The 25,105-nt window shown below is 60.1% G+C and carries 18 protein-coding genes; 12 read left to right on the top strand and 6 right to left on the bottom strand.

Annotation, left to right across the window (positions count from 1 at the left end; genetic code table 11):
* Positions 1–40 precede the first annotated feature (40 nt).
* Positions 41–1,381 (bottom strand): substrate-binding domain-containing protein, encoded by a 1,341-nt coding sequence (locus K5K95_RS31280; RefSeq protein WP_222587644.1) that lies wholly within the window; start codon positions 1,379–1,381, stop codon positions 41–43.
* 192 nt (positions 1,382–1,573) lie between these two features.
* A complete protein-coding gene (xthA, locus tag K5K95_RS31275; RefSeq protein ID WP_222587643.1) occupies positions 1,574–2,386 on the bottom strand; it encodes an exodeoxyribonuclease III in 813 nt (270 codons plus the stop codon).
* A gap of 277 nt (positions 2,387–2,663) precedes the next feature.
* On the opposite strand from xthA, the gene K5K95_RS31270 reads away from it, so the two are divergent.
* From K5K95_RS31270 to K5K95_RS31240, 7 genes are all read left to right on the top strand, one after another.
* Positions 2,664–3,314 (top strand): GNAT family N-acetyltransferase, encoded by a 651-nt coding sequence (locus tag K5K95_RS31270; RefSeq protein ID WP_222587642.1) that lies wholly within the window; start codon positions 2,664–2,666, stop codon positions 3,312–3,314.
* A gap of 65 nt (positions 3,315–3,379) precedes the next feature.
* The gene (locus tag K5K95_RS31265) at positions 3,380–5,107 is read left to right on the top strand and encodes an autotransporter assembly complex protein TamA (protein ID WP_222587641.1); all 1,728 of its coding nucleotides are present in this window, start codon (positions 3,380–3,382) and stop codon (positions 5,105–5,107) included.
* On the top strand, positions 5,104–8,772 hold the full coding sequence (locus K5K95_RS31260) for a translocation/assembly module TamB domain-containing protein (RefSeq protein WP_222587640.1): 3,669 nt from the start codon (positions 5,104–5,106) through the stop codon (positions 8,770–8,772). Before K5K95_RS31265 ends, K5K95_RS31260 begins: the two co-directional genes overlap by 4 nt.
* A 245-nt stretch (positions 8,773–9,017) precedes the next feature.
* Positions 9,018–9,491, top strand: a complete 474-nt coding sequence (locus K5K95_RS31255) for a MarR family winged helix-turn-helix transcriptional regulator (protein WP_222587639.1) — start codon at positions 9,018–9,020, stop codon at positions 9,489–9,491.
* Positions 9,488–10,957 carry an efflux transporter outer membrane subunit gene (locus K5K95_RS31250; RefSeq protein ID WP_222587638.1) on the top strand — a complete coding sequence of 490 codons (1,470 nt, stop codon included), beginning with the start codon at positions 9,488–9,490 and terminating at the stop codon, positions 10,955–10,957. The genes K5K95_RS31255 and K5K95_RS31250 overlap by 4 nt, the downstream gene beginning before the upstream one ends.
* 15 nt (positions 10,958–10,972) lie before the next feature.
* Positions 10,973–12,175 carry an efflux RND transporter periplasmic adaptor subunit gene (locus tag K5K95_RS31245; RefSeq protein ID WP_222587637.1) on the top strand — a complete coding sequence of 401 codons (1,203 nt, stop codon included), beginning with the start codon at positions 10,973–10,975 and terminating at the stop codon, positions 12,173–12,175.
* 164 nt (positions 12,176–12,339) lie between these two features.
* Entirely contained in the window at positions 12,340–13,869 is a 1,530-nt protein-coding gene (locus tag K5K95_RS31240) for a DHA2 family efflux MFS transporter permease subunit (protein WP_222587636.1), read from the top strand.
* Between the two features lie 121 nt (positions 13,870–13,990).
* On the opposite strand, the gene lpxH is transcribed toward K5K95_RS31240, so the two are convergent.
* Entirely contained in the window at positions 13,991–14,743 is a 753-nt protein-coding gene (gene lpxH, locus K5K95_RS31235) for a UDP-2,3-diacylglucosamine diphosphatase (protein WP_222587635.1), read from the bottom strand.
* Entirely contained in the window at positions 14,740–15,246 is a 507-nt protein-coding gene (locus K5K95_RS31230) for a peptidylprolyl isomerase (RefSeq protein ID WP_090185718.1), read from the bottom strand. The genes lpxH and K5K95_RS31230 overlap by 4 nt, the downstream gene beginning before the upstream one ends.
* A 260-nt stretch (positions 15,247–15,506) precedes the next feature.
* On the opposite strand from K5K95_RS31230, the gene K5K95_RS31225 reads away from it, so the two are divergent.
* Both K5K95_RS31225 and cysS read left to right on the top strand, forming a co-directional pair.
* Complete coding sequence (locus K5K95_RS31225; RefSeq protein ID WP_222587634.1) at positions 15,507–17,207, top strand: glutamine--tRNA ligase/YqeY domain fusion protein; 1,701 nt, start codon at positions 15,507–15,509, stop codon at positions 17,205–17,207.
* Between the two features lie 15 nt (positions 17,208–17,222).
* Positions 17,223–18,605, top strand: a complete 1,383-nt coding sequence (gene cysS / locus K5K95_RS31220) for a cysteine--tRNA ligase (RefSeq protein WP_222587633.1) — start codon at positions 17,223–17,225, stop codon at positions 18,603–18,605.
* A 60-nt stretch (positions 18,606–18,665) separates the two neighbouring features.
* Here the strand turns inward: cysS and uppP are convergent, their stop codons facing one another.
* Positions 18,666–19,538: an undecaprenyl-diphosphatase UppP gene (gene uppP / locus K5K95_RS31215; protein ID WP_222587632.1), complete on the bottom strand. Its 873-nt coding sequence runs from the start codon at positions 19,536–19,538 to the stop codon at positions 18,666–18,668.
* Between the two features lie 251 nt (positions 19,539–19,789).
* The gene (locus tag K5K95_RS31210) at positions 19,790–21,658 is read right to left on the bottom strand and encodes a sigma-54-dependent Fis family transcriptional regulator (RefSeq protein ID WP_222587631.1); all 1,869 of its coding nucleotides are present in this window, start codon (positions 21,656–21,658) and stop codon (positions 19,790–19,792) included.
* 389 nt (positions 21,659–22,047) lie between these two features.
* Here K5K95_RS31210 and K5K95_RS31205 point away from each other — a divergent pair, with 389 nt between their 5' ends.
* Genes K5K95_RS31205 through K5K95_RS31195 form a run of 3 tightly spaced genes read left to right on the top strand, consistent with a single transcriptional unit; the run spans position 22,048 to position 25,102 of the window.
* Complete coding sequence (locus tag K5K95_RS31205) at positions 22,048–23,142, top strand: ABC transporter ATP-binding protein (RefSeq protein ID WP_090185704.1); 1,095 nt, start codon at positions 22,048–22,050, stop codon at positions 23,140–23,142.
* Positions 23,142–24,239 (top strand): ABC transporter ATP-binding protein, encoded by a 1,098-nt coding sequence (locus tag K5K95_RS31200; protein WP_222587630.1) that lies wholly within the window; start codon positions 23,142–23,144, stop codon positions 24,237–24,239. Before K5K95_RS31205 ends, K5K95_RS31200 begins: the two co-directional genes overlap by 1 nt.
* Positions 24,236–25,102, top strand: a complete 867-nt coding sequence (locus K5K95_RS31195; protein WP_208669050.1) for a carbohydrate ABC transporter permease — start codon at positions 24,236–24,238, stop codon at positions 25,100–25,102. The genes K5K95_RS31200 and K5K95_RS31195 overlap by 4 nt, the downstream gene beginning before the upstream one ends.
* Positions 25,103–25,105: the final 3 nt, after the last annotated feature.

Here is a 25,105-nt window from a genome sequence, read left to right as displayed (position 1 = left end):
TCGCGATGGCGTCCGCCTGTTCAACACACCAACATCTGACTCAATACACCCAAACCTCAACCCGCCGATTCTTGATCCGCCCCTCGTCCGCGCTGTTTGTCGCCACCGGCATCTCGGCGCCAAAACCGCGTATCTCGCGAAACACCACGCCGCCTTTCACCAGTTCGCGCCGCACCGCCATGGCCCGCAGTTTCGACAACAGATCGGCGCGCGCCGGGTCACTCTTCGCATCGCCAAATCCCACCAGTGTCACTTGCCGAGCGGTCTTGTCGTGCTGCTTTATATAGTCGAGCACCCGCGACAAGTCCTGTCGGGCCTTGTTGTCGAGGGTCGCGCTGCCTTCCTCAAAGCGAAAATTCACCGACAGGCGTTGTGCATGACGACTGAGCGCCTGGTAGGCCTCGGGCATCAACGCGTTCGGGGTCACCGTCATGGCTTGCACGGTCTGGGCAATGAAGCCGTTGGCCGCGACAATTGCCTGGCCTTCGCGGCTTTGCGCAAACGTCACCAGCGCTTGGGCCCAGGGATTTTTCCCCTGCGGCGGCAGGTAAAAGAACAGCCGCCGGGACAGCGGATAGTCTTCCGTGGCAATCAGGTTATTTAGCGGCAGCATGGCCTGGGATTGCCCATCGGCGATCGCCACGGCTTTGGCCTTGAGCACATAAGGCAAACCGATGAAACCAATGCCTTGTGGGTCCTGGCTGACAGCGTCGGACAACTGCTCGCTGGATTCGAAGCGTTTCGCGGCGCTATTCAGGGTTTTCCCACGACGACTGAGGACCAATTCCTTGAAGGTGTCGTAGGTGCCCGATTGGTCATCGCGCGCGTACAGATGAATCGTCCCGCCACGACCGCCCAACTCTTCCCAGGTTTTAGCCTCGCCGCTGAAGATGCGCGCCAGTTGTTCGGTGTCGAGTTGATTCAGCGGGTTGTGCGGATGGAGGATGATCGCCAGTCCGTCAATGGCAATGACTTGCTCGGCTTCGGGGCTTTTAAAGTCGCCCAGGGGTTCGAGTTCCAGGCGTTCGCTGTCCTTGATCGGACGCGACGAGGCGGCGAGATCGGCCGAGGCGTTTTTCAGGGCGCTGAACCCGGTGCTCGAACCATGGGCCGCGACATCCACCGCTACCCGTTGTCCCTGAGCGGTTTCGCCGACGATGCGCAGTTCGTTGGCTTTGTCCGGGACTTCGCGATGAACCTTGAGCAGGCCCTGTTCGCGCATTAACCCCTCGACCAGCGCCGGCCCCAGCGCCGCACCGATGGTATTGGAGCCCTGGATGCGCAAGACCGGACCATTGTCGGAGACCGGCAAATCGCTAGCCGAAGTCGTCAATGGCAAACCGGCGCACAGCATCAACAGGAACAAAACGCGCAGCGTCATGCCGGCACCTTATATAGCCAAGGAAAGTGCCGGGAGAATAAGTCAGTAAAGTTTCCGAAAGATGACAGTTACCAATGTGGGAGCGGGCTTGCTCGCGAAGGCGTCGTGTCAGTCGATACTGATGTTGAATGAAACACCGCTTTCGCGAGCAAGCCCGCTCCCACATTTTGATCTGTGCGAAGGCGGGGGGGATCAGCTCAACTCAAGCCAGATCGGCGCGTGATCCGAGGGCTTTTCCATGCCGCGCAATTCGTAATCCACACCCGCGTCCTTCACCCGTGGCAACAAGCCATGAGACGCCATGATCAGGTCGATCCGCAGCCCGCGCTTGGGCTCGTCTTCGAAGCCGCGGCTACGGTAGTCGAACCAGCTGAAACGGTCGGCCACGTCTGGGTTCAAGTGGCGGAAACTGTCCACCAGGCCCCAGTTCTTCAGGCGGGCCATCCACTCGCGTTCTTCCGGCAGGAAGCTGCATTTGCCGGTCTTGAGCCAGCGTTTCATGTTGTCCGGGCCGATACCGATGTCGCAGTCTTCCGGGGAAATGTTCACATCGCCCATCACCACCACCGGCTGTTCATTGGTGAACTGCGATTCCAGCAATAGTTGCAGGTCGCTGTAGAAACGCTCCTTGGCCGGGAACTTGGTGGGGTGATCGCGGCTTTCGCCCTGTGGGAAATAGCCGTTCATGATGGTTACCGGCACGCCATCGGCATCGGCGAACGTGCCCCAGATGAAGCGCCGTTGAGCGTCTTCTTCATCGGTGGAGAAACCTTTGTGCAGCGAAAGCGGCTCTTTACGCGAGAGCAGGGCGACGCCGTAATGGCCTTTCTGCCCGTGGAAATACACGTGATAGCCCAGCGCCTGAACCTCGGCCAGCGGGAACTGGTCGTCGTGAACCTTGGTTTCCTGCAGCCCGATGACGTCCGGCTGATGCTTTTCGATCAGCGCCGCCAGCTGATGCGGACGAGCGCGCAGCCCGTTGATGTTGAAGGAGACGATCTTCATGGTCGGCAGTCCTGGCAAAAGGGCGATGCTAGCTGACCTGTAGGAATCGGGCCAGTGTTGCGGCAGGGTAGTTACCTTGTTCTGTCAGACATGTGGCGTCTTTACCGGGCTGACTGATTTCTCAAGTCTGGTCTATACCTTGTGGGAGCGAGCTTGCTCGCGATGACGGCTTACGCAACGGCACTGATTTGGATCAGCAAGGAACTGTGTCGGCGCTATAGGCTCGTAACCAGAAGAGCGCAGTCATTTGAACAGCGCCCCGGGGAGAAATACCGTTATGCCCGAAACCTCGACCGCCATTGCCGATATCCACATGCTCGACAGCGGCTACGCCCACGAAGCGCGCTCCCTTCTTTACCACGCCTACCGACACGAGCCGACTTTCGGTTACCTGTTCGAAGCCGAACGCCCCGGCTATGAGCATCGCGTGCGAGCGACCGTGCGCGAGCTGGTCAAACAACATTTTCTGCAGGATTTGCCGGCCATCGGCCTGCTGGTCAACGACCGGCTGATCGGCATCGCCCTGATTGCACCGCCGCAACGCCGGCTGGGCATTACCGAAAGTTGGGCGTGGCGCCTGCGCATGGTGCTCAGCACCGGGTTTCGGTGCACCCGTCGCTACCTCGATTACCACGCCGCGGTGGCCGCCTGTGTGCCGACTGACTCGGTACACGTCCTGCCGTTGCTGGGGATCCATCCGCAGTTCCAGGGCCAGCATTTCGGCGAGCAACTGCTGCAAGCGGTGCACAACTGGTGCGCGGTGGATGAAAACTCCCAGGGCGTGATCCTCGACACCGGGAATCCTCGTTATCTGGAGTTCTATAAGCGTCAGGGCTATGAGGAAATCGGCGAGGTCGCCGTAGGACCGGTTCGCGAGCACGTGTTTTTCCACGCCAATCCCCAGGTGTTACAAACAGCAACGGCATAAAGGTAGAACTTTGACTCCACGCCAGGCTCTATCACGCTCCCAAGCTCGTGATAGCATCCGCGCCTATGAAGTTTCCAGGAAGATTTACCAGTGGCGTGCTGATGCTGTTAACCAGCTGCGCGGTGCTGGCGCAAAGTGAATTGGATGTGCGGATCAAACCGTCCAACGATGAACTGAAGGCCAATATAGAGGGCTATATCGGCAGCCTCGGCGATCGTGACGAGCAAGCGTTGTTGCGCTTCAGTCGTGGCGCCGAGGAACAGGCGCGCAAGGCTGCCCAGGCCTTGGGTTATTACCAGCCGCACATCGACAGTGACGTGAAGGGCGGCAAGAACCCACGCCTGGTGCTCAATATCGATCCCGGCGAGCCGGTGCATTTACGCAATGTCACGATTCGCATCGACGGCCCTGCGGCGTCCCTCAAGGCCTTTCGTATCCCCCAGGGCCATGCGTTGCAAACCGGCGCCGTGCTCAACCACGGCCAATATGAAGACGCCAAGCGGCTGATTCAGAACCAGGCGTCGCGCTACGGCTTTTTCAGCGGTTATTTCACCCATCAGACACTGTCCGTGGACCCGCGAGCCGGCGTCGCCGACATCGAGCTCATTTATAACAGCGGCCCGCGTTATGCCCTGGGCAAAGTGAGTTTCGAAGGTGACACACCGTTCGACGAAGACCTGCTGCGGCGTATGGTGCCGTTCAAGGAAGGTGCTCCTTACGATTCCGAATTGATCGCCGAACTCAATCAGGCCATGCAGGCCAGCGGCTATTTCGAGAGCGTGCGGGTGGATGCAGCCCCCACGGCGGCCAAGAATGATGTGATCCCGGTCGACGTCCAGCTCCAAACCCGCAAGCCTCGGACCATGGGCCTGGGGCTGGGTTTTTCCACTGACGTCGGCCCACGGGTCAAGGCCAACTGGACCCGGCACTGGGTCAACCCGCAGGGACACAGCTACGGCTGGGAGACCGAAGTCTCGGCACCGCGGCAGAACGTTGGTGTGTTCTACGACATTCCCCTGGACCCGCCGCTGACCGACAAACTGCGCTTCGCCGGGGGGTATCAGAACGAAGAAATCGCCGACAAGGACTCTCTGAGCAAACTGCTGACACTCGGCCCCGAGTGGCACAGCAAATTGCCCAGCGGTTGGCAGCGCGTGGTTTCGCTCAAATGGCAGCGTGAGGAATACCGGCTCGGCGACGATTCGGGGCTCAGCACCTTGCTGATGCCGGGCATCACCTATTCGTATTTGAAAAGCGACAATCGCATCGATCCGCACAACGGCTATCGCCTGCAATTCGAGACCAAAGTGGCCAAGGAAGGTTTGGGTTCGGACACCAATCTGGTGTACGGGACCGCTCTGGTGAAAGGTCTGACCACGGTCTTCGATAAACACCGTTTCCTCGGTCGGGTGCAGGTCGGCGGCAGCGCCACCAATGGCTACAAATCGGTTCCGCCGTCGTTGCGCTTTTTTGCTGGTGGTGATCAGAGTGTGCGCGGATACGACTATCAGAGCTTGTCCCCGGAAAACTCCGACGGCGACCGCATCGGTGGCCGCTACATGGTCGCCGGCAGCGTCGAGTATCAGTATTCCATCGCCGAAAAATGGCGGGTCGCGACCTTTGTTGACCAGGGCAACTCCTTTAATACGCTCGACCTGCCGAACCTCAAGACCGGCGTTGGTATCGGCGTTCGCTGGGTTTCGCCTGTGGGGCCTATTCGTCTCGACCTGGCCCATGCGCTAGACGACGACGGCGGCATCCGCTTGCACTTTTCCATGGGGCCTGAGCTGTGACGCGTGGTTTGAAGATAAGGCTGATGGCGATTCTGGCGCTGCTGATGCTGGTCGTCCTGGCGGTGAGCACAGTGTTGGGCACGGCGACGGGCAGCCGTTGGGCGCTCGGTTTTGTGCCGGGTTTGACCGTCGAGAATTTCCAGGGCCGTTTGGGCGGACAGTGGAGTGCAGATCATCTGTTGTGGCAGCAGGACAGCAGCCGGGTTGAGCTCAGCAAGCCGATTTTCGCCTGGTCGCCGCTGTGCCTGATGCGCATGACGCTGTGCATCGAGCAACTGAAGGCCGATCAAGTCAGCCTGCAATTGCCGCCGAGTACCGAAGAAACCAGCAGTGGACCGATCGCGCTGCCGGATCTGAAATTACCGCTGGCCATCGAACTGGGCGATGTGCAAATCGGCAGCCTGCTGTTCAATGGCAGCGAAGAACTCAAAGGCTTGCAACTGGCTGCACACTGGACCGCGCAAGGGTTGCAGATCGATTCAGTGAAGTTGCAACGCGACGAACTCAGCCTGAATCTGTCCGGCCTGCTGCAGCCCAACGGCAATTGGCCGCTGAAGGCCGAAGGCACACTGACCCTGCCGGCCCCGCAGCCCTGGAACCTGGCATTGAAGGTTGACGGTGACTTGCTGAAAACCCTCAACCTGAAAGCCGACAGCAGCGGTTACCTCAACGGGCAACTGAGCGGCGAAGTACAACCGCTGACCGAGAATCTGCCAGCCAAAGTGCGCATCACCGCTGACGGTTTCAAGCCCAGCGCCGATCTGCCGGACACCTTGCAACTCAATCAACTGGAGCTCACCGGCGACGGCGACCTGAAAAACGGTTACCAATTGCTCGGCAAAGCGACATTGCCCGCCGAAAAAGGCCCGGTCGCATTGATGCTGCAAGGCAAGGTCGATGCCCAAGGCGCACAGATTGCCGCGCTCGATCTGACCGCCAACGACAAGCAAACCCTCAAACTCACCGGGCAACTGGATTGGAGCAAAGGCCTGAGCGCCGACGCGAAAATCGACTGGCAGGATTTCCCGTGGCATCGCCTCTATCCGTTGATCGATGAGCCAGAAGTCGCGTTGCGCAGCTTCAACGGACAAGTTTCCTACACCGACGGCAAATACTTGGGCAGCTTCAAAGCGGCGCTGGATGGTCCGGCGGGTGCGTTCAGTCTGAACAGCCCGTTCAGCGGCGACCTGACGAAAATCTACCTGCAACAAATCCAGCTCGAAGCCGGGCAGGGCAAGGCTGAAGGGCATCTGAACCTGCAATTTGCCGATGGCATTGCCTGGGACACTGCTCTGGATCTGTCGGCGATCAACCCGGCGTATTGGGTCGCGGAGTTGCCGGGCACACTGGCCGGACCGTTGCGCAGCAAAGGCGAGATGAAAAATGAACAACTCAGCCTGAACGCCGACCTCGACCTCAAAGGCAAACTGCGCGGCCAACCGGCGGTGATCCAGGCCAAGGCCGATGGCGGCGGCGCGCAATGGAACCTCAACGCGCTGCAAATCCGCCTCGGCGACAACAGCATCAGCGGCAAGGGCAGCCTGCAACAGAAACTGGCCGGCCAGCTAGATATCAAGCTGCCGCGCCTGGCGCAACTCTGGCCACAACTGCGCGGCCAGATCAACGGTCGCCTCGATGTCGCCGGCACGCTCAAGGCACCGCAAGGCAAGCTCGGGCTGCAGGGTACGCAACTGGCCTTCCAGGACAATCGCCTGCAAAGCCTCAACGTGGACGCGAATCTCGACAGCGCGCAACGAGCGAAAATCGACCTCAAGGGCAGTGGCATTCAGGCCGGCGACACCGCACTGGGAACGCTGACCGCCAGCGGTCAGGGCGATATCAAAAACCAGAAACTCACCCTCGATCTGCAAGGGCCGAAACTGAAACTGGCGCTCGGCCTCGACGGTGCGCTGGACAAGGGCAACTGGCGCGGTCGCCTGGCCAGTGGTGATATCCAGGCCGGTGGTCAGGACTGGAAGCTGCAAGGCCCGGCCAGGCTCGAACGATTGGTCGACGGCAAAATCAATATTGGCGCCCATTGCTGGATGTCCGGCCCGGCCAGCCTGTGCGGTGAAGACCAGCGCCTGATGCCTGAACCGAAGCTGCGTTACCACCTCAAGCAATTCCCGATCGAAAGCCTCGCGCAGTGGTTGCCAAAGGATTTCGCCTGGAACGGCAAGCTCAACGCCGACCTGCAACTGGACTTGCCGGCCAGCGGCCCGAACGGCCAGATCAGCATCGATGCCAGCGGCGGCACCTTGCGCATGAAGGAAAAGGATCAGTGGCTGGACTTCCCCTACCAGACCCTGCTGCTGACCAGCAAACTCACGCCCAAACGCATCGACACCGACCTCAACTTCGTCGGCGGCAAGCTCGGCGAATTGCGGGTGCAAGCGCAGATCAATCCGTTGCCCGCTAACAAACCGCTGACCGGCTCGTTCCGTCTCAGTGGCCTGGACCTGTCCGTCGCGCGGCCGTTTGTGCCGATGGTCGAGAAACTCACGGGCCGCCTCAATGGCAGCGGCACGCTCTCCGGCACGCTGCTGGCGCCCCTGGTCAATGGCAACCTGCTGCTCAGCGACGGTGAAGTGTCCGGGCCGGAACTGCCGATGGAGTTGCAAGCCTTGCAACTACAAGCGGTGATTGCCGGCGAGACCGTGCAACTGAACGGCGGCTGGAAAAGCGGCAAGACCGGGCAGGGCACTCTCAATGGCAACGTCGCCTGGGGCCAAGCGCTGGTGGTGGACCTGGCTCTCAAAGGCACACAGTTGCCGGTCAGCGTCGAGCCATACGCCAAGCTCGAAGTGGCGCCGGACCTGAAAATCTCGATGAAGGGCGACGAACTGGCGATTGCCGGCAAAGTGCTGGTGCCAAGGGGCGATATCACCGTGCGCGAACTGCCTCCGTCGACGGTCAAGCTGTCCGGCGACACCGTGATCGTCGGCCAGCAGACCGAAGAGGGCAAACCGCCGCTGGCGATGAAAATGGACATCGACGTGGCGGTCGGTCAGGACAAACTCAGCTTTGCCGGGTTTGGCCTGACTGCCAACCTGCAAGGTCATGTGCACATTGGCGACAACATGGATACTCGCGGCGAGCTCTGGCTCAACGATGGCCGTTATCGCGCCTACGGCCAGCGACTGACGGTACGCCGGGCGCGTTTGCTGTTTGCCGGTCCCATCGATCAGCCATACCTGGACATCGAAGCGATTCGCCAGACAGATGACATCATCGCCGGCATTCGCCTCAGCGGCAGCGCCGAGCAGCCCACCACGCAGATTTTCTCCGAACCGGCCATGAGCCAGGAACAGGCCTTGTCCTATCTGGTACTGGGGCGTCCGCTGAGCAGCAACGGTGAAGACAACAACATGCTGGCCCAGGCGGCGCTAGGTTTGGGGCTGATGGGCAGTTCCGGTGTGACCAGCGGCCTGGCCAAGAATCTGGGGATTCAGGACTTCCAGCTCGATACCGAGGGCAGCGGCAACACCACCAGCGTCGTGGCCAGCGGCAACCTCTCGGAAAAACTCAGCCTGCGCTATGGCGTCGGCGTGTTCGAGCCGGCCAACACGATTGCCTTGCGCTACAAGCTGAGCAAAAAGGTCTACCTCGAAGCCGCCGGCGGCGTGGCCAGTTCGCTGGACATCTTCTACAAGCGGGATTTCTAAGCCCCGTCTTCTCCTAAACCGAGTCGCTGCCATCGCGAGCAGGCTCGCTCCCACAGGGATCACACCGAACCCTGTGGGAGCGAGCCTGCTCGCGACGGGCGCGCTGCGGTCATCGATCCAAAGCAACTTCCCCGCGCCATTGATCAGCTAAATAGCAAGCAACCTAACTATTGCGTTGACATTCGCTGCCTAGGCAGTAACATCTCGTCATACATTCTCTGCCTAGGCAGCTAATTGGTGGTCAGATGAAACATTTCACGCCAGACGAATTCCAGAATTGCCATCTCGGTCTCCTGCTCGGGCGCGCTGCGCTGCTCAAGGACCGGATCATCGACACGCACATGGAGCCCCACGGCATCACCGCCGCGCAGTTCAAAGTGCTGATCATCATGGCCCAGTTCGGTGTCGATACGCCGGCCGAGCTGTGTCGGCACCTGTCGCTGGACAGCGGTTCGATGACCCGCATGCTCGATCGTCTGGAACAGAAAGGTTTCCTCGCCCGCCAGCGTTCCGAGGCGGATCGCCGTCAGGTGCAACTGGTGCTGACCGAAGAAGGCCAGAAGCTCGCCGACCGGCTGCCGCACATCGGCGCTAACGCCATGAATGAACTGGCTGGCGCGATCACACCGGAAGAGCTGAAAACCCTGGAACAGATCCTCAAGAAAATATTGGTGGCGGCGGGTGACTCGATCACCTTGCTGCGGGTAGGTGACAAATGAGCAGTAAAACCCTGCGTGCCGGTTTGAGCCTGGTGCTGGTGGCCATGACCCTGGCCGGATGCGCCAGCTATAGCGGCCTGACCACCGAAGGCGTCAGCCTCGATGCGAAAAACCTCAAGGCCGGACAATCCCTCACCGGCGTGACCCTGTCGCCGGCGGCCTGGCCGAAAAGCGACTGGTGGACCAGCCTGGGCGATCCGCAACTCGATGGTCTGATCCGCGAAGCCCTGCACGACAGCCCCGACATGCAAATCGCCGACGCCCGTGCGCATCAGGCCAGCGCCGCTGCCTATGCCGCCGACGCTGCGCGCATGCCGACCCTCGACGCCAGCGCCGGTGTCAGCCGTTCGCATCTGTCCCGCGATCAAGACCCGAGCGGGCAGGGCGGCACTTACTCCACCGTGCGCAATATCGGCGCCAGTTTCAATTACAACTTCGACCTCTGGGGCGGTCAGCGTGACGCCTGGGAAGCAGCGCTGGGCCAAGCCCGTGCGGCCGAAGTCGACCAGCAGGCCGCGCAGCTGACGTTGTCGGCCGATGTGGCCCGCGCCTATAGCGATCTGGGCCAGGCGCACATCATTTATGACCTGGCCAATGAAGACCTCAAACGTACTCGGCAAATGCTCGACCTGAGTCAGCGTCGCCTGAGTTCGGGGATCGACAGTCAGTACCAGTTCCAGCAAACCGAAAGCCTGGAAGCGAGCTCCGAAGCCAGCCTGATCGACGCCGAAAAACGCCTGCAAAGCGCGAAAATTGCCCTGGCCGTGCTGCTGGGCAAAGGCCCTGACCGCGGTAACGAAATTGCCCGGCCGAAAGTCCTTCAGGCCAGCGCCGTTGCGTTGCCGTCGGTGTTGCCGGCCGAATTGCTCGGTCGTCGCCCTGACCTGGTGGCTGCACGCTGGCGGGTCGAAGCCGCGAGCAAGAACATCGCCGCAGGCAAAACCCAGTTCTATCCCAACTTGAACTTGAGCGCGGCGGCGGGTGCCGAATCTTTACTGGGCGATGCGATGTTTGGTTCGGCGAGCCGTTTCTTCAACATCGCGCCAACTATTTCCGTGCCGATTTTCGATGGCGGCCGCCTGCGCGCCAACCTCGACTCCCGCGACGCCGATTACGACCTCGCTGTGGCGCAGTACAACAAAAGCCTGGTGAAAGCGCTGGGTGATGTCAGCGACACCATCAACCAGTTGCGCGATATCGGCCGGCAGATCGGGGCACAGCAACACGCCACCGACATTGCCCAGGATTCTTACAACACCGTGGTCCAGCGGTACGGTTCCGGCATCGGCAACTACCTGGACGTGCTCAGCATCGAGCAGCAATTGCTCCAGGCCCAGCGTCAGCTGGCCAACCTGAATGCCGAGCAGATCGACTTATCGATCCAACTGATGCAAGCGCTGGGCGGCGGCTTCCAAGGCGAAACCCTGACCGCAGCCAACGCAACCCCAGCCACGCAGCACAACTAATTCAAGGTATTTGTCATGGCCACTGCCGATACATCTCAAGCCCCGGACAATGCTCAAGACACGAGCAATCCGCGCAAACGCAAAATCATGCTGGTGGTGCTCGCCATCGTGGTAATCCTCGCCGGTATCGGTGTCTGGGGTTATCACGAGTTCTACGGGCGCTGGAATGAAAGCACCGACGACGCCTATGTGAACGGCAACGTGGTGGAAATCACCCCGCTGGTCACCGGCACCGTTGTCAGCATCGGTGCTGACGACGGCGACCTGGTCCATGAAGGCCAGGTGCTGATCAACTTTGACCCGAACGATGCCCAAGTCGGTCTGCAAAGTGCACAGGCCAACCTGGCCCGCACCGTGCGTCAGGTTCGCGGTCTGTACAGCAACGTCGACGGCATGAAAGCCCAGGTCAACGCCCAACAAGCAGAAGTGCAAAAGGCGCAAGACAACTTCAATCGGCGGAAAAATCTTGCCGCTGGCGGGGCGATTTCCCAGGAAGAACTGTCCCACGCTCGCGACGACCTGACCTCGGCACAAAACGCCCTGGCCAACGCCAAGCAACAACTGAAAACCACCAGCGCGTTGGTGGACGACACCGTGGTGTCGTCGCATCCAGACGTGATGGCGGCTGCCGCGCAGCTGCGTCAGGCTTACCTGAACAATTCGCGCAGCACCTTGATCGCGCCGGTCACCGGTTATGTGGCCAAGCGCTCCGTGCAACTGGGCCAGCGGGTTCAGCCAGGCACTGCGCTGATGGCGGTGATTCCGCTGGATCAGCTGTGGATCGACGCCAACTTCAAGGAAACCCAACTGCGCGACATGCGCATCGGCCAGCCTGTGGACATTGAGACCGACCTGTACGGCAGCGACGTCAAGTTCAGCGGCACCATCGACAGCCTCGGCGCCGGGACCGGCAGCGCGTTCGCCTTGCTGCCAGCGCAGAACGCCACCGGCAACTGGATCAAGATCGTGCAGCGCGTGCCGGTGCGGATCCACATCAACGCCGAAGAACTGGCCAAGCATCCGCTGCGGGTCGGCCTCTCGACTCAGGTCGATGTGAACCTGCATGACCAGAGCGGCCCGGTGCTGGCGCAACAGCCGCCGCAAAAGGCTTCGTTCAGCACCAACGTGTATGACCGTCAGTTGGCCGAGGCCGACGCGATGATCACTCAGTTGATCCACGACAACAGCGCAGCGGTCAGCAAAACCGTTCAACGCTGATTCGCCATGACACCGCCCTTGTGGGAGCGAGCTTGCTCGCGATAGCGGTGTGTCAGTTAACAACGATGTCGACTGATCCACCGCTATCGCGAGCAGGCTCGCTCCCACAGGGTCAGCTGCGTCTGTAACAGGCGTAGCGCCAACCAGGTTTCAAAGGATTCGCGATGAGCAATAACGCGTCTTTCACCCCGCCCAGCCTGCTGCTCAGCACCATCGGCCTGTCGCTGGCGACCTTCATGCAAGTGCTCGACACCACCATCGCCAACGTGGCGCTGCCGACCATCTCCGGCAACCTCGGCGTGAGCTCGGAGCAGGGCACTTGGGTGATCACCTCATTTGCCGTGAGCAACGCCATTGCCTTGCCGCTGACCGGTTGGCTGAGTCGGCGTTTCGGTGAGGTGAAGCTGTTTCTCTGGGCGACCATCCTGTTCGTACTGGCTTCGTTTCTGTGCGGTATCTCGACTTCAATGCCGGAGCTGATCGGGTTTCGGGTGCTGCAAGGTCTGGTTGCCGGGCCGTTGTACCCGATGACCCAGACGTTGCTGATCGCGGTCTATCCGCCCGCCAGACGCGGCATGGCCCTGGCGTTGCTGGCGATGGTCACGGTGGTGGCGCCGATTGCCGGGCCGATCCTTGGTGGCTGGATCACCGACAGTTACAGCTGGCCGTGGATTTTCTTTATCAACGTGCCGATCGGGATCTTTGCGGCAATGGTAGTGCGCCAGCAACTGAAAACGCGCCCGGTGGAAACCAGCCGTCAACCGATGGACTACGTCGGCTTGATCACGCTGATCATTGGCGTCGGTGCGTTGCAGGTGATCCTCGACAAGGGCAATGACCTGGATTGGTTCGAGTCGAACTTCATCCTCATCGGCGCGGCGATTTCGGTGATTGCGCTGGCGGTGTTTATCATCTGGGAAATGACCGACAAACACCCGGTGGTCAACCTGCGCCTGTTTGCCTATCGCAACTTCCGCATCGGCACGCTGGTGCTGGTGTTGGGCTACGCCGGCTTCTTCGGCATTAACCTGATTCTGCCGCAATGGTTGCAAACGCAGATGGGCTACACGGCGACGTGGGCCGGTCTGGCGGTGGCGCCTATCGGGATTCTGCCGGTGCTGATGTCACCGTTTGTCGGCAAATACGCGCACAAATTCGATCTGCGGTTGCTGGCCGGGCTGGCCTTCCTGGCGATTGGCCTGAGCTGCTTCATGCGTGCCGGGTTCACCAACGAGGTGGACTTCCAGCACATCGCGTTGGTGCAACTGTTCATGGGCATTGGCGTGGCGCTGTTCTTCATGCCGACCTTGAGCATTCTGATGTCGGACTTGCCACCGAGCCAGATCGCCGATGGCGCGGGCCTGGCGACGTTCCTGCGAACACTGGGCGGCAGCTTCGCGGCGTCGTTGACGACATGGATCTGGATTCGCCGGGCGGACCAGCATCATGCGTATTTGAGTGAAAGCATCACGACGTACGAGCCGGCGACCCGTGAGGCGCTGAACAATCTGGGCGGTGCGGGCAATCCGGCGTATGCACAGCTCGATCACGTGCTGACCAGTCAGGCGTACATGTTGTCGACGGTGGATTACTTCACGTTGCTGGGGTGGGCATTCATGGGGTTGATCGTGATTGTCTGGCTGGCAAAACCACCGTTCGCCGCTAAAGCAGGCCCGGCCGCCAGCGGCCACTGATCGGAAATGCAATCAATGTGGGAGCGGGCTTGCTCGCGAATGCGCAGTGTCATTCAGCATTGATGTGTCTGATACACCGCTTTCGCGAGCAAGCCCGCTCCCACAGGGGCTGTGTTCGGCGCTAGATCGTGGGGGCTGCCAGTTGCGGCGGCGGGGCGAAATCGAAAGGCGCCAGTGCAAACCCTTGCTCATCCACCTGCAACGCCCACCCCTGGCGGTCCCAATCTCCCAGCACAATGCGCTTGGCCGCCTGTTCGCCAATCTGCAACTTGTGAATCGCCGGGCGATGGGTGTGCCCGTGAATCAAGGTCTTTACGCCATATTCCTGCATGATCCGCGGCACTTCCTGCTGCGTGACATCGACGATGTCATTGGCTTTCATCCGCGTCTGCGCACGGCTTTCACTGCGCAGCTTGCGCGCCAGTTTATGCCGGGTGCCCAAGGGCAGGTGGCGCAGGATGAACAGGGTGACGGGGTTGCGCAGGTAGCGACGCAGCTTCATATAGGCTTCGTCGCGGGTGCAGAGGCTGTCGCCGTGCATCAGGAGCACTGGCTCGCCGTAAAGCTGTACGACGCTCGGGTCTTTCAACAACGTGCAGCCGGCCTGTTTGCAAAAGGCCTTGCCGAGCAAGAAGTCGCGATTGCCGTGCATCAGAAAAATGGCCGTGCCGCTGTCGCTGAGATCGCGCAGGGCCTGGCAGATGGAACGCTGAAAGGGCGTCATGGCATCGTCGCCAATCCACACCTCGAAAAAGTCGCCCAGGATGTACAACGCACTCGCCGAGCGGGCGCGTCCGGCGAGCAAATCCAGAAACGCCCGGGTAATGTCCGGGCGCTCCTCTTCCAGATGCAAGTCTGAAATCAGCAGTATCACGCTTCGATGATCTCGGCTTTCTCGATGATCACGTCGTCTGCAGGTACGTCCTGGTGGCCAGCTTTGGAGGTGGTGGAAACGCCTTTGATCTTGTCGACAACGTCGGTGCCTTCAACGACTTTGGCGAATACGGCGTAGCCCCAGCCCTGAGTGGTCTTGGCGCTGTGGTTCAGGAAGCTGTTGTCAGCCACGTTGATGAAGAACTGGGCGGAAGCCGAATGCGGCTCCATGGTACGGGCCATGGCAACGCTGTATTTCACGTTCGGCAGGCCGTTGTCGGCTTCGTTCTGGATGCTTGGGCGCTTGTCTTTCTTTTCTTTCATGCCTGGCTCAAAACCGCCGCCCTGGATCATGAAGTTACCGATGACACGGTGGAAAACGGTGTTTTCGTAGTGACCGGCTTTGACGTACTCGATGAAGTTGGCAACGGTCAGCGGTGCCTTTTCAGCGTTCAGTTCCAGGACGATGTCGCCATGGTTGGTGGTCAGTTTGACTTGGGTCATGATCGGTACTCTATCAATGAATTCGTGGGTTTCGAGGCGTTGAAGCCCTCAACCGGTCCGGCCAGATTCGGCCAAGGTGCGCAGTTTAGCGTGCCGAGCGCGAATTTCGAGGCTGTTTTTCATTTGCATCCGATTAAATGCAGCCGTTTTCGGGCCTGCTCTGTCAGCGACTTGACGGCATCGGCTATGATAAGCCCCTTTGATTTAACAGCCGCTTTGATTTGGCCAACTGGCCGCGCACTTGTACGTTCAAGGATCCTATGAGCAAGCCCACTGTCGACCCTACCTCGAATTCCAAGACCGGCCCTGCCGTGCCGGTCAATTTCCTGCGCCCGATCATCCAGGCGGACCTGGACTCGGGTAAGCACACGCAGATCGTCACTCGTTTCCCGCCTGAGCCCAACGGTTACCTGCACATCGGTCACGCCAAGTCGATTTGCGTGAACTTCGGCCTGGCCCAGGAATTTGGCGGCGTCACGCACCTGCGTTTCGACGACACCAACCCGGCCAAGGAAGACCAGGAATACATCGACGCGATCGAAAGCGACGTCAAATGGCTGGGCTTTGAATGGTCCGGTGAAGTGCGCTATGCCTCGCAGTATTTCGACCAGTTGCACGACTGGGCCGTCGAGCTGATCAAGGCCGGCAAGGCCTACGTCGACGACCTGAGCCCTGAACAGGCCAAGGAATACCGTGGCAGCCTGACCGAGCCGGGCAAGAACAGCCCGTTCCGTGACCGCTCCGTGGAAGAAAACCTCGACTGGTTCGCCCGCATGCGTGCCGGCGAATTCCCGGACGGCGCTCGTGTGCTGCGGGCCAAGATCGACATGGCGTCGCCGAACATGAACCTGCGCGATCCGATCATGTATCGCATCCGTCACGCGCATCACCACCAGACCGGCGACAAATGGTGCATCTACCCGAACTATGACTTCACCCACGGTCAGTCGGACGCCATCGAAGGCATCACCCACTCGATCTGCACCCTGGAATTCGAAAGCCACCGTCCGTTGTACGACTGGTTCCTCGACAGCCTGCCGGTGCCGGCGCACCCGCGCCAGTACGAGTTCAGCCGTCTGAACCTGAACTACACGATCACCAGCAAGCGCAAGCTCAAGCAACTGGTCGATGAAAAGCACGTCAATGGCTGGGACGATCCGCGCATGTCCACGCTGTCGGGCTTCCGCCGCCGTGGCTACACCCCGGCATCGATCCGCAACTTCTGCGACATGATCGGCACCAACCGTTCCGACGGCGTCGTCGACTTCGGCATGCTCGAATTCAGCATCCGTCAGGACCTGGACGCGAACGCCCCGCGCGCCATGTGCGTGCTGCGTCCGTTGAAAGTCGTGATCACCAACTACCCGCAAGACCAGGTCGAGAACCTCGAACTGCCACGTCATCCGCAGAAAGAAGAACTAGGCGTGCGCAAGCTGCCGTTCGCCCGTGAAATCTACATCGACCGCGATGACTTCATGGAAGAGCCGCCAAAAGGCTACAAGCGCCTGGAGCCGAACGGCGAAGTGCGTCTGCGCGGCAGCTACGTGATCCGTGCCGACGAAGCGATCAAGGACGCCGATGGCAACATCGTCGAACTGCGTTGCACCTACGACCCGGAAACCCTCGGCAAGAACCCTGAAGGCCGCAAGGTCAAAGGCGTGGTGCACTGGGTGCCGGCAGCTGCAAGCGTCGAGTGCGAAGTGCGTCTGTACGATCGTCTGTTCCGCTCTGCGAACCCGGAGAAGGCCGAAGACAGCGCCAGTTTCCTGGACAACATCAACCCTGACTCACTGCAGGTCCTCACCGGTTGTCGTGCTGAACCCTCGTTGGGCAATGCACAGCCGGAAGACCGTTTCCAGTTCGAGCGCGAAGGCTACTTCGTCGCGGATATCAAGGACTCGAAACCGGGCGCACCGGTATTTAACCGTACCGTGACCCTGCGTGATTCGTGGGGCCAGTGATTCAAGGAACCTAAAGTGCTGACGATCTACAACACGCTCACCAAGAGCAAAGAAGTCTTCAAGCCCCTGGATGGCAACAAGGTGCGCATGTACGTGTGCGGGATGACCGTGTACGACTACTGCCACCTGGGCCACGGCCGCAGCATGGTTGCGTTCGACCTGGTGACCCGCTGGTTGCGGTTCAGCGGCTATGACCTGACTTATGTGCGCAACATCACCGACATTGACGACAAGATCATCAATCGGGCCAACGAGAACGGCGAGTCGTTCGAAGCCTTGACCGAGCGCATGATCGCGGCGATGCACGAAGACGAAGCGCGCCTGAACATCAAGAAGCCGGACATGGAACCGCGCGCCACCGGGCATATTCCTGGCATGCACGCGATGATCCAGACCCTGATCGACAAGGGTTACGCCTACGCACCGGGCAATGGCGACGTGTACTACCGCGTGGCCAAGTTCATGGGCTACGGCAAGCTGTCGCGCAAGAAGATCGAAGACCTGCGCATTGGCGCGCGGATCGAAGTCGACGAGTCCAAACAGGATCCGCTGGACTTCGTGCTGTGGAAAGGCGCCAAGCCGGGTGAGCCAAGCTGGCCATCGCCGTGGGGCGACGGTCGTCCGGGCTGGCACATTGAATGCTCGGTGATGTCGACCTGCTGCCTGGGCGAGACCTTTGACATTCATGGCGGCGGCAGCGACCTGGAGTTTCCGCACCACGAAAACGAAATCGCCCAGAGCGAAGCGGCGACCGGTAAGACCTACGCCAACGCGTGGATGCATTGCGGCATGATTCGCATCAATGGCGAGAAGATGTCCAAGTCCTTGAACAACTTCTTCACCATTCGCGACGTGCTGGAAAAGTACCACCCGGAAGTCGTGCGTTACCTGCTGGTGTCGAGCCATTACCGCAGCGCGATCAACTATTCGGAAGACAACCTCAAGGACGCCAAAGGCGCACTCGAGCGTTTCTACCACGCCTTGAAAGGCCTGCCGAACGTGGCGCCTGCTGGTGGCGAAGCCTTTGTCGAGCGTTTCACCCAGGTGATGAACGACGACTTCGGCACTCCGGAAGCCTGCGCGGTGCTGTTCGAGATGGTTCGCGAGATCAACCGTCTGCGCGAGAGCGATCTTCAGGCGGCGGCCGGTCTGGCGGCGCGCTTGAAAGAGCTGGCCAGCGTGCTGGGTGTGTTGCAGCTTGAGGCGGATGACTTCCTGCAGGCCGGTGCCGAAGGGCGGGTCGATGCGGCTGAAGTCGATGCACTGATTCAGGCTCGCCTGAATGCGCGCGCCAACAAGGACTGGGCCGAATCCGACCGCATCCGCGACCAGCTCACCGCCATGGGCGTGGTGCTGGAAGATGGCAAGGGCGGCACGACTTGGCGTCTGGCTGACTGATTGTCCGATCCGTAAAAAACAAAACCCGCCTTGTGCGGGTTTTGTTTTTTCTGCCGGGTGTCAGCTCAGCAGACCTGTGCTGACCGCGACAATCAGGAAGATCCCGAGCACAGCGCGGTAGATGACAAACGGCCAGGTGGAGAACTTCTCCAGAAAGCGCATCAGGCCCCAGATGGCGAAAAATGCCGAAATGCTGGCGATCACCAGGCCGAAAATCAGATGCGCCCAGGCTTGCGCGGGCAGATCGGCATGGAACAACACCCACAGCTCCTTCAAACCGGCCAGGGCGATGGCGGGCAGCCCCAGCAAAAAGGAGAACCGTGCAGCCTCTTCACGTTTGAAGTTGAGGAACAGCGCGGCTGTGAGTGTAGAGCCCGAACGCGACACCCCGGGAATCAGCGCGCCGATCTGCGCAATACCGACGATCAGCGCATCGCGCAGGCGCATTTCGCCTACGGTGCGGCGATGCTGGCAACTGAGTTCGGCGGCCGCCAACAACACCGCCATGACCACGCAGGAAATCCCGATCACCATCAGCCCGCGCAACGGCGAGTTGCACGCGTTGAGCGTCGAAGACAACGCGATGCCGGCAATGCCGATAGGAATGGTCGCCAGTACGATGGCCACCGCCAGGACGAACCACTGGTTGCTGTAATCGCGTTGGCGTACGGCGCCGATACTGCCGCTGACGAGTTGACTGACATCACGCCAGAAATAACTGACCACCGCCGCCAGTGCGGCCAACTGCATGGCCGCGGAAAACGCCGAGCCGGGATCCGGCCAGCCGAGCAGGGCGGGCACGATGCGCATGTGCGCGGTGGAGGACACGGGCAACAACTCAGTGATGCCCTGAACAATGCCCAGGAAGCCGATTTGCAGGTAATCCAGTGAGGCGAAGCCGATATCGAGGCCGGTAGAACAGATGTTGGTCAAAGCGCTTATCCTGTGAGGATCAGGAGGAGGGAAGTTCTGAATCAAAGAGATGAGGTGAAAAGCTGAAACATTTCGTCACAGAGTAGTCTGTTCGGTCAATGGTTTAGTTGATGGTTTTGCGGTGATTGAGCTGGTGTCTTTGCGAGCAAGCCCGCTCCCACAGGGGAATGGTGTTATCCATAAAGATCAAATCGACGAAAATCCAGTGTGGGAGCGGGCTTGCTCGCGAAGAGGCCCGCCAAGCCAACCCGTCACTCAGCCTGACGCAACCGCTTGTATAGGGTATTTCGGCTCACCCCCAACCGCCGCGCCAGATGCGAAATATTCCCCCCGGCCGCCTGCAACAACCGATTCAAATCCTCGGCATCATTCAAGTCAGCCGCCAGCGGCTCCGTTGTTTCAACCGGCTCCATCTCCAGATCCACAAAGAAATCATCCGGCAAATGCTCCGGCCGCACCGGCTGTTCCTCGGCCATGGCCAGCGCCACCTGCATCACGCTGCTGACCTGGCGTAAATTCCCCGGCCACGGATGACGACCGAACAACTCCATCACCTCGCGACTCAACCCGGCCCATTGCGAGGGTTCTCGGTGTTGCTCCCACAAGCGTTTGAACAGCGCCTGCTTGTCACTGCGTTCCCGTAGCGGCGGCAACTCCAGGGTCAAACCGCCAATGCGGTAATACAGGTCTTCGCGAAAGCGCCCAAGTTGCACTTGCTCGCGCAACGAGCGGTTGGTGGCGGAGATGATCCGCAGGTCCACCGCAAACAACTCGCTGCTGCCCACCGGTTGCACGCAACGTTCCTGCAACACCCTCAGCAGCCGCGCCTGGGTCGGCAGCGGCATGTCGCCGATTTCATCGAGAAACAGCGTGCCTTTGTCGGCCTTGCGGATCAGTCCGATGCTGCCTTTCTGGTTAGCGCCGGTGAACGCGCCTTTCTCGTAGCCAAACAGCTCGGACTCCACCAGTTCGGCGGGGATCGCGGCACAGTTCACGGCAATGAACGCCTGTTTGCTGCGAGAGCTGGCGTGATGCAAAGCTTTGACGAACACTTCCTTGCCGACCCCGGTTTCACCGTGAATCAACAGCGGAATGTCCTTTTCCAGCAAACGCTCGGCCTGCCGTACGGCTTTTTCCACGCGGCTGTCGCCGAAGTGCAGGGTGTTGAGGCTGATCGCGGCAGGAGAGGTTTCGGCGCGCTTTGCTTCAGCATTCTCTGTTTCAGTGCTCTTCATTTCAGCGAAAAGCCGCGCCTGGATCGGTGCCTGCTTCGGCCGTTTCAGTACGCACTGGAAGCGGTTGCGACCGGCGGCTTGCAGGGAAAAAGGCAGGCCTTCGGGCTGGTTCAACAGTTCCAGCAGCGAGACTTTGAACAGACTTTCGACGCTGACCCGCGACAGGCTGATGCCCAGCAAATTATCGGCACGGCGGTTGGCCGAGAGCACTTGACCGGTTTCATCGAAAATCAACAACCCGGCCCATTGGCTGTCGAGGTTGTTTAACCCGGTATTGAACGTCAATTGAAAATGCTGGCCATGGAACAGGTTGAGGATCAGCCGGTTCTCCACGGTCTGGCTCATCATCTTGACCATGCCAAGGGTGTGGGAGGGCGGCAGGTAGCTGTCGCTGGACACGTCCAGCACCGCGATCACCTTGCGCTCGGCATCGAAAATCGGCGCGGCGGACCCGGTCATGAAACGGTTGGCCTTGAGGAAGTGCTCATCGTGCTCGATGTGCACGGCTTGCTCGCAGGCCAGCGCGGTGCCGATGGCATTGGTCCCGCTGCAACGCTCCATCCAGCTGGCGCCAGCGTTGAAACCTCGGGTCAGGCTCGGCTCGATGAAGCGCTGAGTGCCCCATGAGGTCAGCACCTGGCCCTGTTTGTCGGCGAGCATGATCAGGCAATTGGAGTTGCTCAGAATGTTTTCGTAATACGGCAGGACTTCCTGATGCGTGGTCTGCACCAGTGAATGCTGGCTCTCCAGCAAGTGCGCGATGTCTGCCGCCGGTAACTGATCGAACGCCGGGGCACTCTGATGATTGAGGCCAAACGCGCGGCAACGGGACCAGGAGTCCTGGATGATGGCGTCGTGGGATAAACCGGGGGCAGGTGCGGCCATGACAGTCAGCCTCTGAGAAACACTTTTATTGTTGTTATAGGTATTCCCCTGTGGGAGCGGGCTTGCTCGCGAAAGCGGTGGGGCAGTCGATATCAACATTGACTGGTCGACCGCTTTCGCGAGCAAGCCCGCTCCCACAGGTTCTGTAATTCTGGCCTTGCTTAAAGGGAGGCACAAAACATCCGTAGAGTGTTGTTCACTATTGTTCATTGTCAACGCTTCGATTGTTCAGTTGTTCAATCGTGACTGTTCATTTCTGTTCAGCAACGAAAGCCGGCTTGCCGCTGTTTCGAAGTTTTTCAAGGCGGATCAACGGTTTGCATTTTCTGGCATGAAACTCGCTCTGTGCCTGGTGTCGCTTGACTCCAAATAATAAAAAAGGCCGAGCCATGTCATTAACCCTGGAGCACGTCAGCCGTACCGTCGAGGGCCAGACCTGGATCGACGATGCGAACCTGAGTTTCGAACCCGGATCCTTCAACGTTTTGCTCGGGCGCACGCTGTCCGGCAAGACCAGTCTCATGCGCCTGATGGCCGGTCTGGACAAGCCCGACAGCGGCCGCATCCTGATGAACGGCGTCGATGTCACGCAGCGCCCGGTGCGTTTGCGCAACGTGTCGATGGTGTATCAGCAGTTCATCAATTACCCGACCATGACGGTCTTCGAGAACATCGCCTCGCCCTTGCGCCAGGGCGGCGTTTCCAACGAGCTGATCCAGAGCAAAGTGCTGGAAACCGCGAAGATGCTGCGCATCGAGAAGTTCCTCCAGCGCCATCCCCTCGAATTGTCCGGCGGCCAGCAACAGCGCACGGCGATGGCCCGGGCGCTGGTCAAGGATGCCGAACTGATCCTGTTTGATGAACCGCTGGTCAACCTGGACTACAAACTGCGCGAGGAACTGCGCCAGGAAATGCGCGAGCTGTTCAAGGCTCGCCACACCATCGCCATTTACGCCACCACCGAACCCAACGAAGCGCTGGCGCTGGGTGGCACCACGACCATTCTTCACGAAGGCCGGGTGATTCAGAGCGGCAAGTCTTCGCAGGTCTATCACCAGCCGCAAACAGTGCTGGCAGCGGAGCTGTTCTCCGAGCCGCCGATCAACCTTATGCCGGGCCGTATCGCCGGCAACGAGGTCAGTTTCGCCAACTTCGTGCACTTTCCGTTGAACGTGGATTTGCGCCCGGTGGGCGAGGGCGAGTTCCGCTTCGGCGTGCGCCCCAGCCACATTTCGCTGGTGCCGAGCAACGACGATGACCTGGAACTGGCGGTGACCGTCGAGGTGGCCGAGATCAGCGGCTCCGAAACGTTCCTGCACGTGCGCAACGAGCATTTCCTGTTGGTGCTGCACCTGCCCGGCGTACACGAGTACGACGTCGATGCGCCGATCCGCATCTACATCCCGACCCATAAACTGTTTGTGTTCGATGCGCAGGGGCGGCTGGTCCAGGCGCCCGGTCGCCGTATTGCGAGGGTTGCCTGATGGCCGAAATACGCTTGCAGAACCTCGCCCACAGCTACACCCGCACGCCGACCGGCCCCGAGGATTACGCGATTCGCGAGATGGACCACATCTGGGAGCAGGGTGGGGCCTACGCCTTGCTCGGTCCTTCGGGCTGCGGTAAATCGACGTTGCTCAATATCATTTCCGGGTTGCTCAGCCCGTCCCAGGGCCATGTCCTGTTCGACGGCAAAGCGGTCAATGACCTGACCCCGGAGAAGCGCAACATCGCCCAGGTTTTCCAGTTTCCGGTGGTCTACGACACCATGACGGTGTTCGACAACCTGGCCTTCCCGTTGCGCAACCAGGGCATGGCCGAGGCGAAAATTCACAGCAAGGTGCAGGAAATCGCCGAGGTCCTCGACCTCCAGACGTTGCTGAGCAAGAAGGCGCGCAACCTCACCGCCGATGAAAAGCAGAAAGTCTCCATGGGCCGCGGGCTGGTGCGCGATGACGTCTCGGCGATCCTCTTCGATGAGCCGCTGACGGTGATCGACCCGCACCTGAAGTGGAAGCTGCGGCGCAAGCTCAAGCAGATCCACGAGCAGTTCAACATCACCATGGTCTACGTCACCCACGATCAACTGGAAGCATCGACCTTCGCCGACAAGATTGCCGTGATGTACGGCGGGCAAATCGTGCAGTTCGGTACGCCGCGCGAATTGTTCGAGCGGCCAAGCCACACCTTTGTCGGCTACTTCATCGGCAGCCCTGGCATGAACCTGATTCAGGTGCAGCCACAACCGGGCGGTGTCGGTTTTGCTTCGACGCATTTGCCGTTGTCTGACGCGCAACAAAAACGCATCGCCGAATCGCAATGGAAAACCTTGAAGGTCGGCATCCGTCCCGAGTTCGTGCATGTGTGGGACGAACCGGTAGATGACGCGATGCAGGCACACGTCGTACACGTCGAAGACCTCGGCACCTACAAGATCATGACCCTGAACCTCGACGGCGCGCCGCTGAAAGTGCGCCTGGCCGAAGACAAGCCCGTGCCTGAAGGCACGGCTTACATCAGCTTTCCAGCGCAGTGGCTGATGGTCTATGCCGACGATTACTTGCTGGAGACGCTGCCATGAACAAGGTGCAAAACAACAAGGCCTGGTGGCTGGTCCTGCCGGTGTTCCTGCTGGTGGCGTTCAGTGCGGTGATCCCGATGATGACCGTGGTCAACTATTCGGTGCAGGACATCTTCGATCAGTCCAGCCGCTACTTCGTCGGTGCCGACTGGTACAAACAGGTGCTGCTGGACCCACGACTGCACGAGTCACTGCTGCGCCAGTTCATCTATTCGGGCTGCGTGCTGCTGATCGAAATCCCGCTGGGCATCGCCATCGCCCTGACCATGCCGACCAAGGGGCGCTGGTCTTCGCTGGTGCTGATTATCCTGGCGATTCCGCTGCTGATTCCATGGAACGTGGTCGGCACCATCTGGCAGATCTTCGGTCGGGCCGATATTGGCTTGCTGGGGTCGAGCCTCAACGCCATGGGCATCAGCTACAACTATGCGGCGAACACCATGGACGCCTGGGTCACGGTGCTGGTGATGGACGTCTGGCACTGGACCTCGCTGGTGGCGCTGTTGTGTTTTTCCGGGTTGCGGGCCATTCCTGACGTGTATTACCAGGCGGCGCGAATCGATCGGGCCTCGGCCTGGGCCGTGTTCCGCCACATTCAGTTGCCCAAGCTCAAGAGCGTGCTGCTGATCGCGGTGATGCTGCGCTTCATGGACAGTTTCATGATCTACACCGAGCCGTTCGTGCTCACCGGCGGCGGCCCGGGCAATGCCACCACCTTCCTCAGTCAGACCCTGACCCAGATGGCTGTAGGGCAATTCGACCTGGGGCCGGCGGCCGCGTTCTCGCTGGTGTACTTCCTGATCATCCTGTTGGTGTCCTGGCTGTTCTACACCGCCATGACTCACTCTGACGCCAACCGCTGAGGT

The organism is Pseudomonas sp. DR48 (genome assembly GCF_019823085.1).
Lineage (GTDB): Bacteria > Pseudomonadota > Gammaproteobacteria > Pseudomonadales > Pseudomonadaceae > Aquipseudomonas.
Note: the sequence above shows the minus strand (reverse complement) of the source record. Positions and strands in the feature narration are given on the sequence as shown.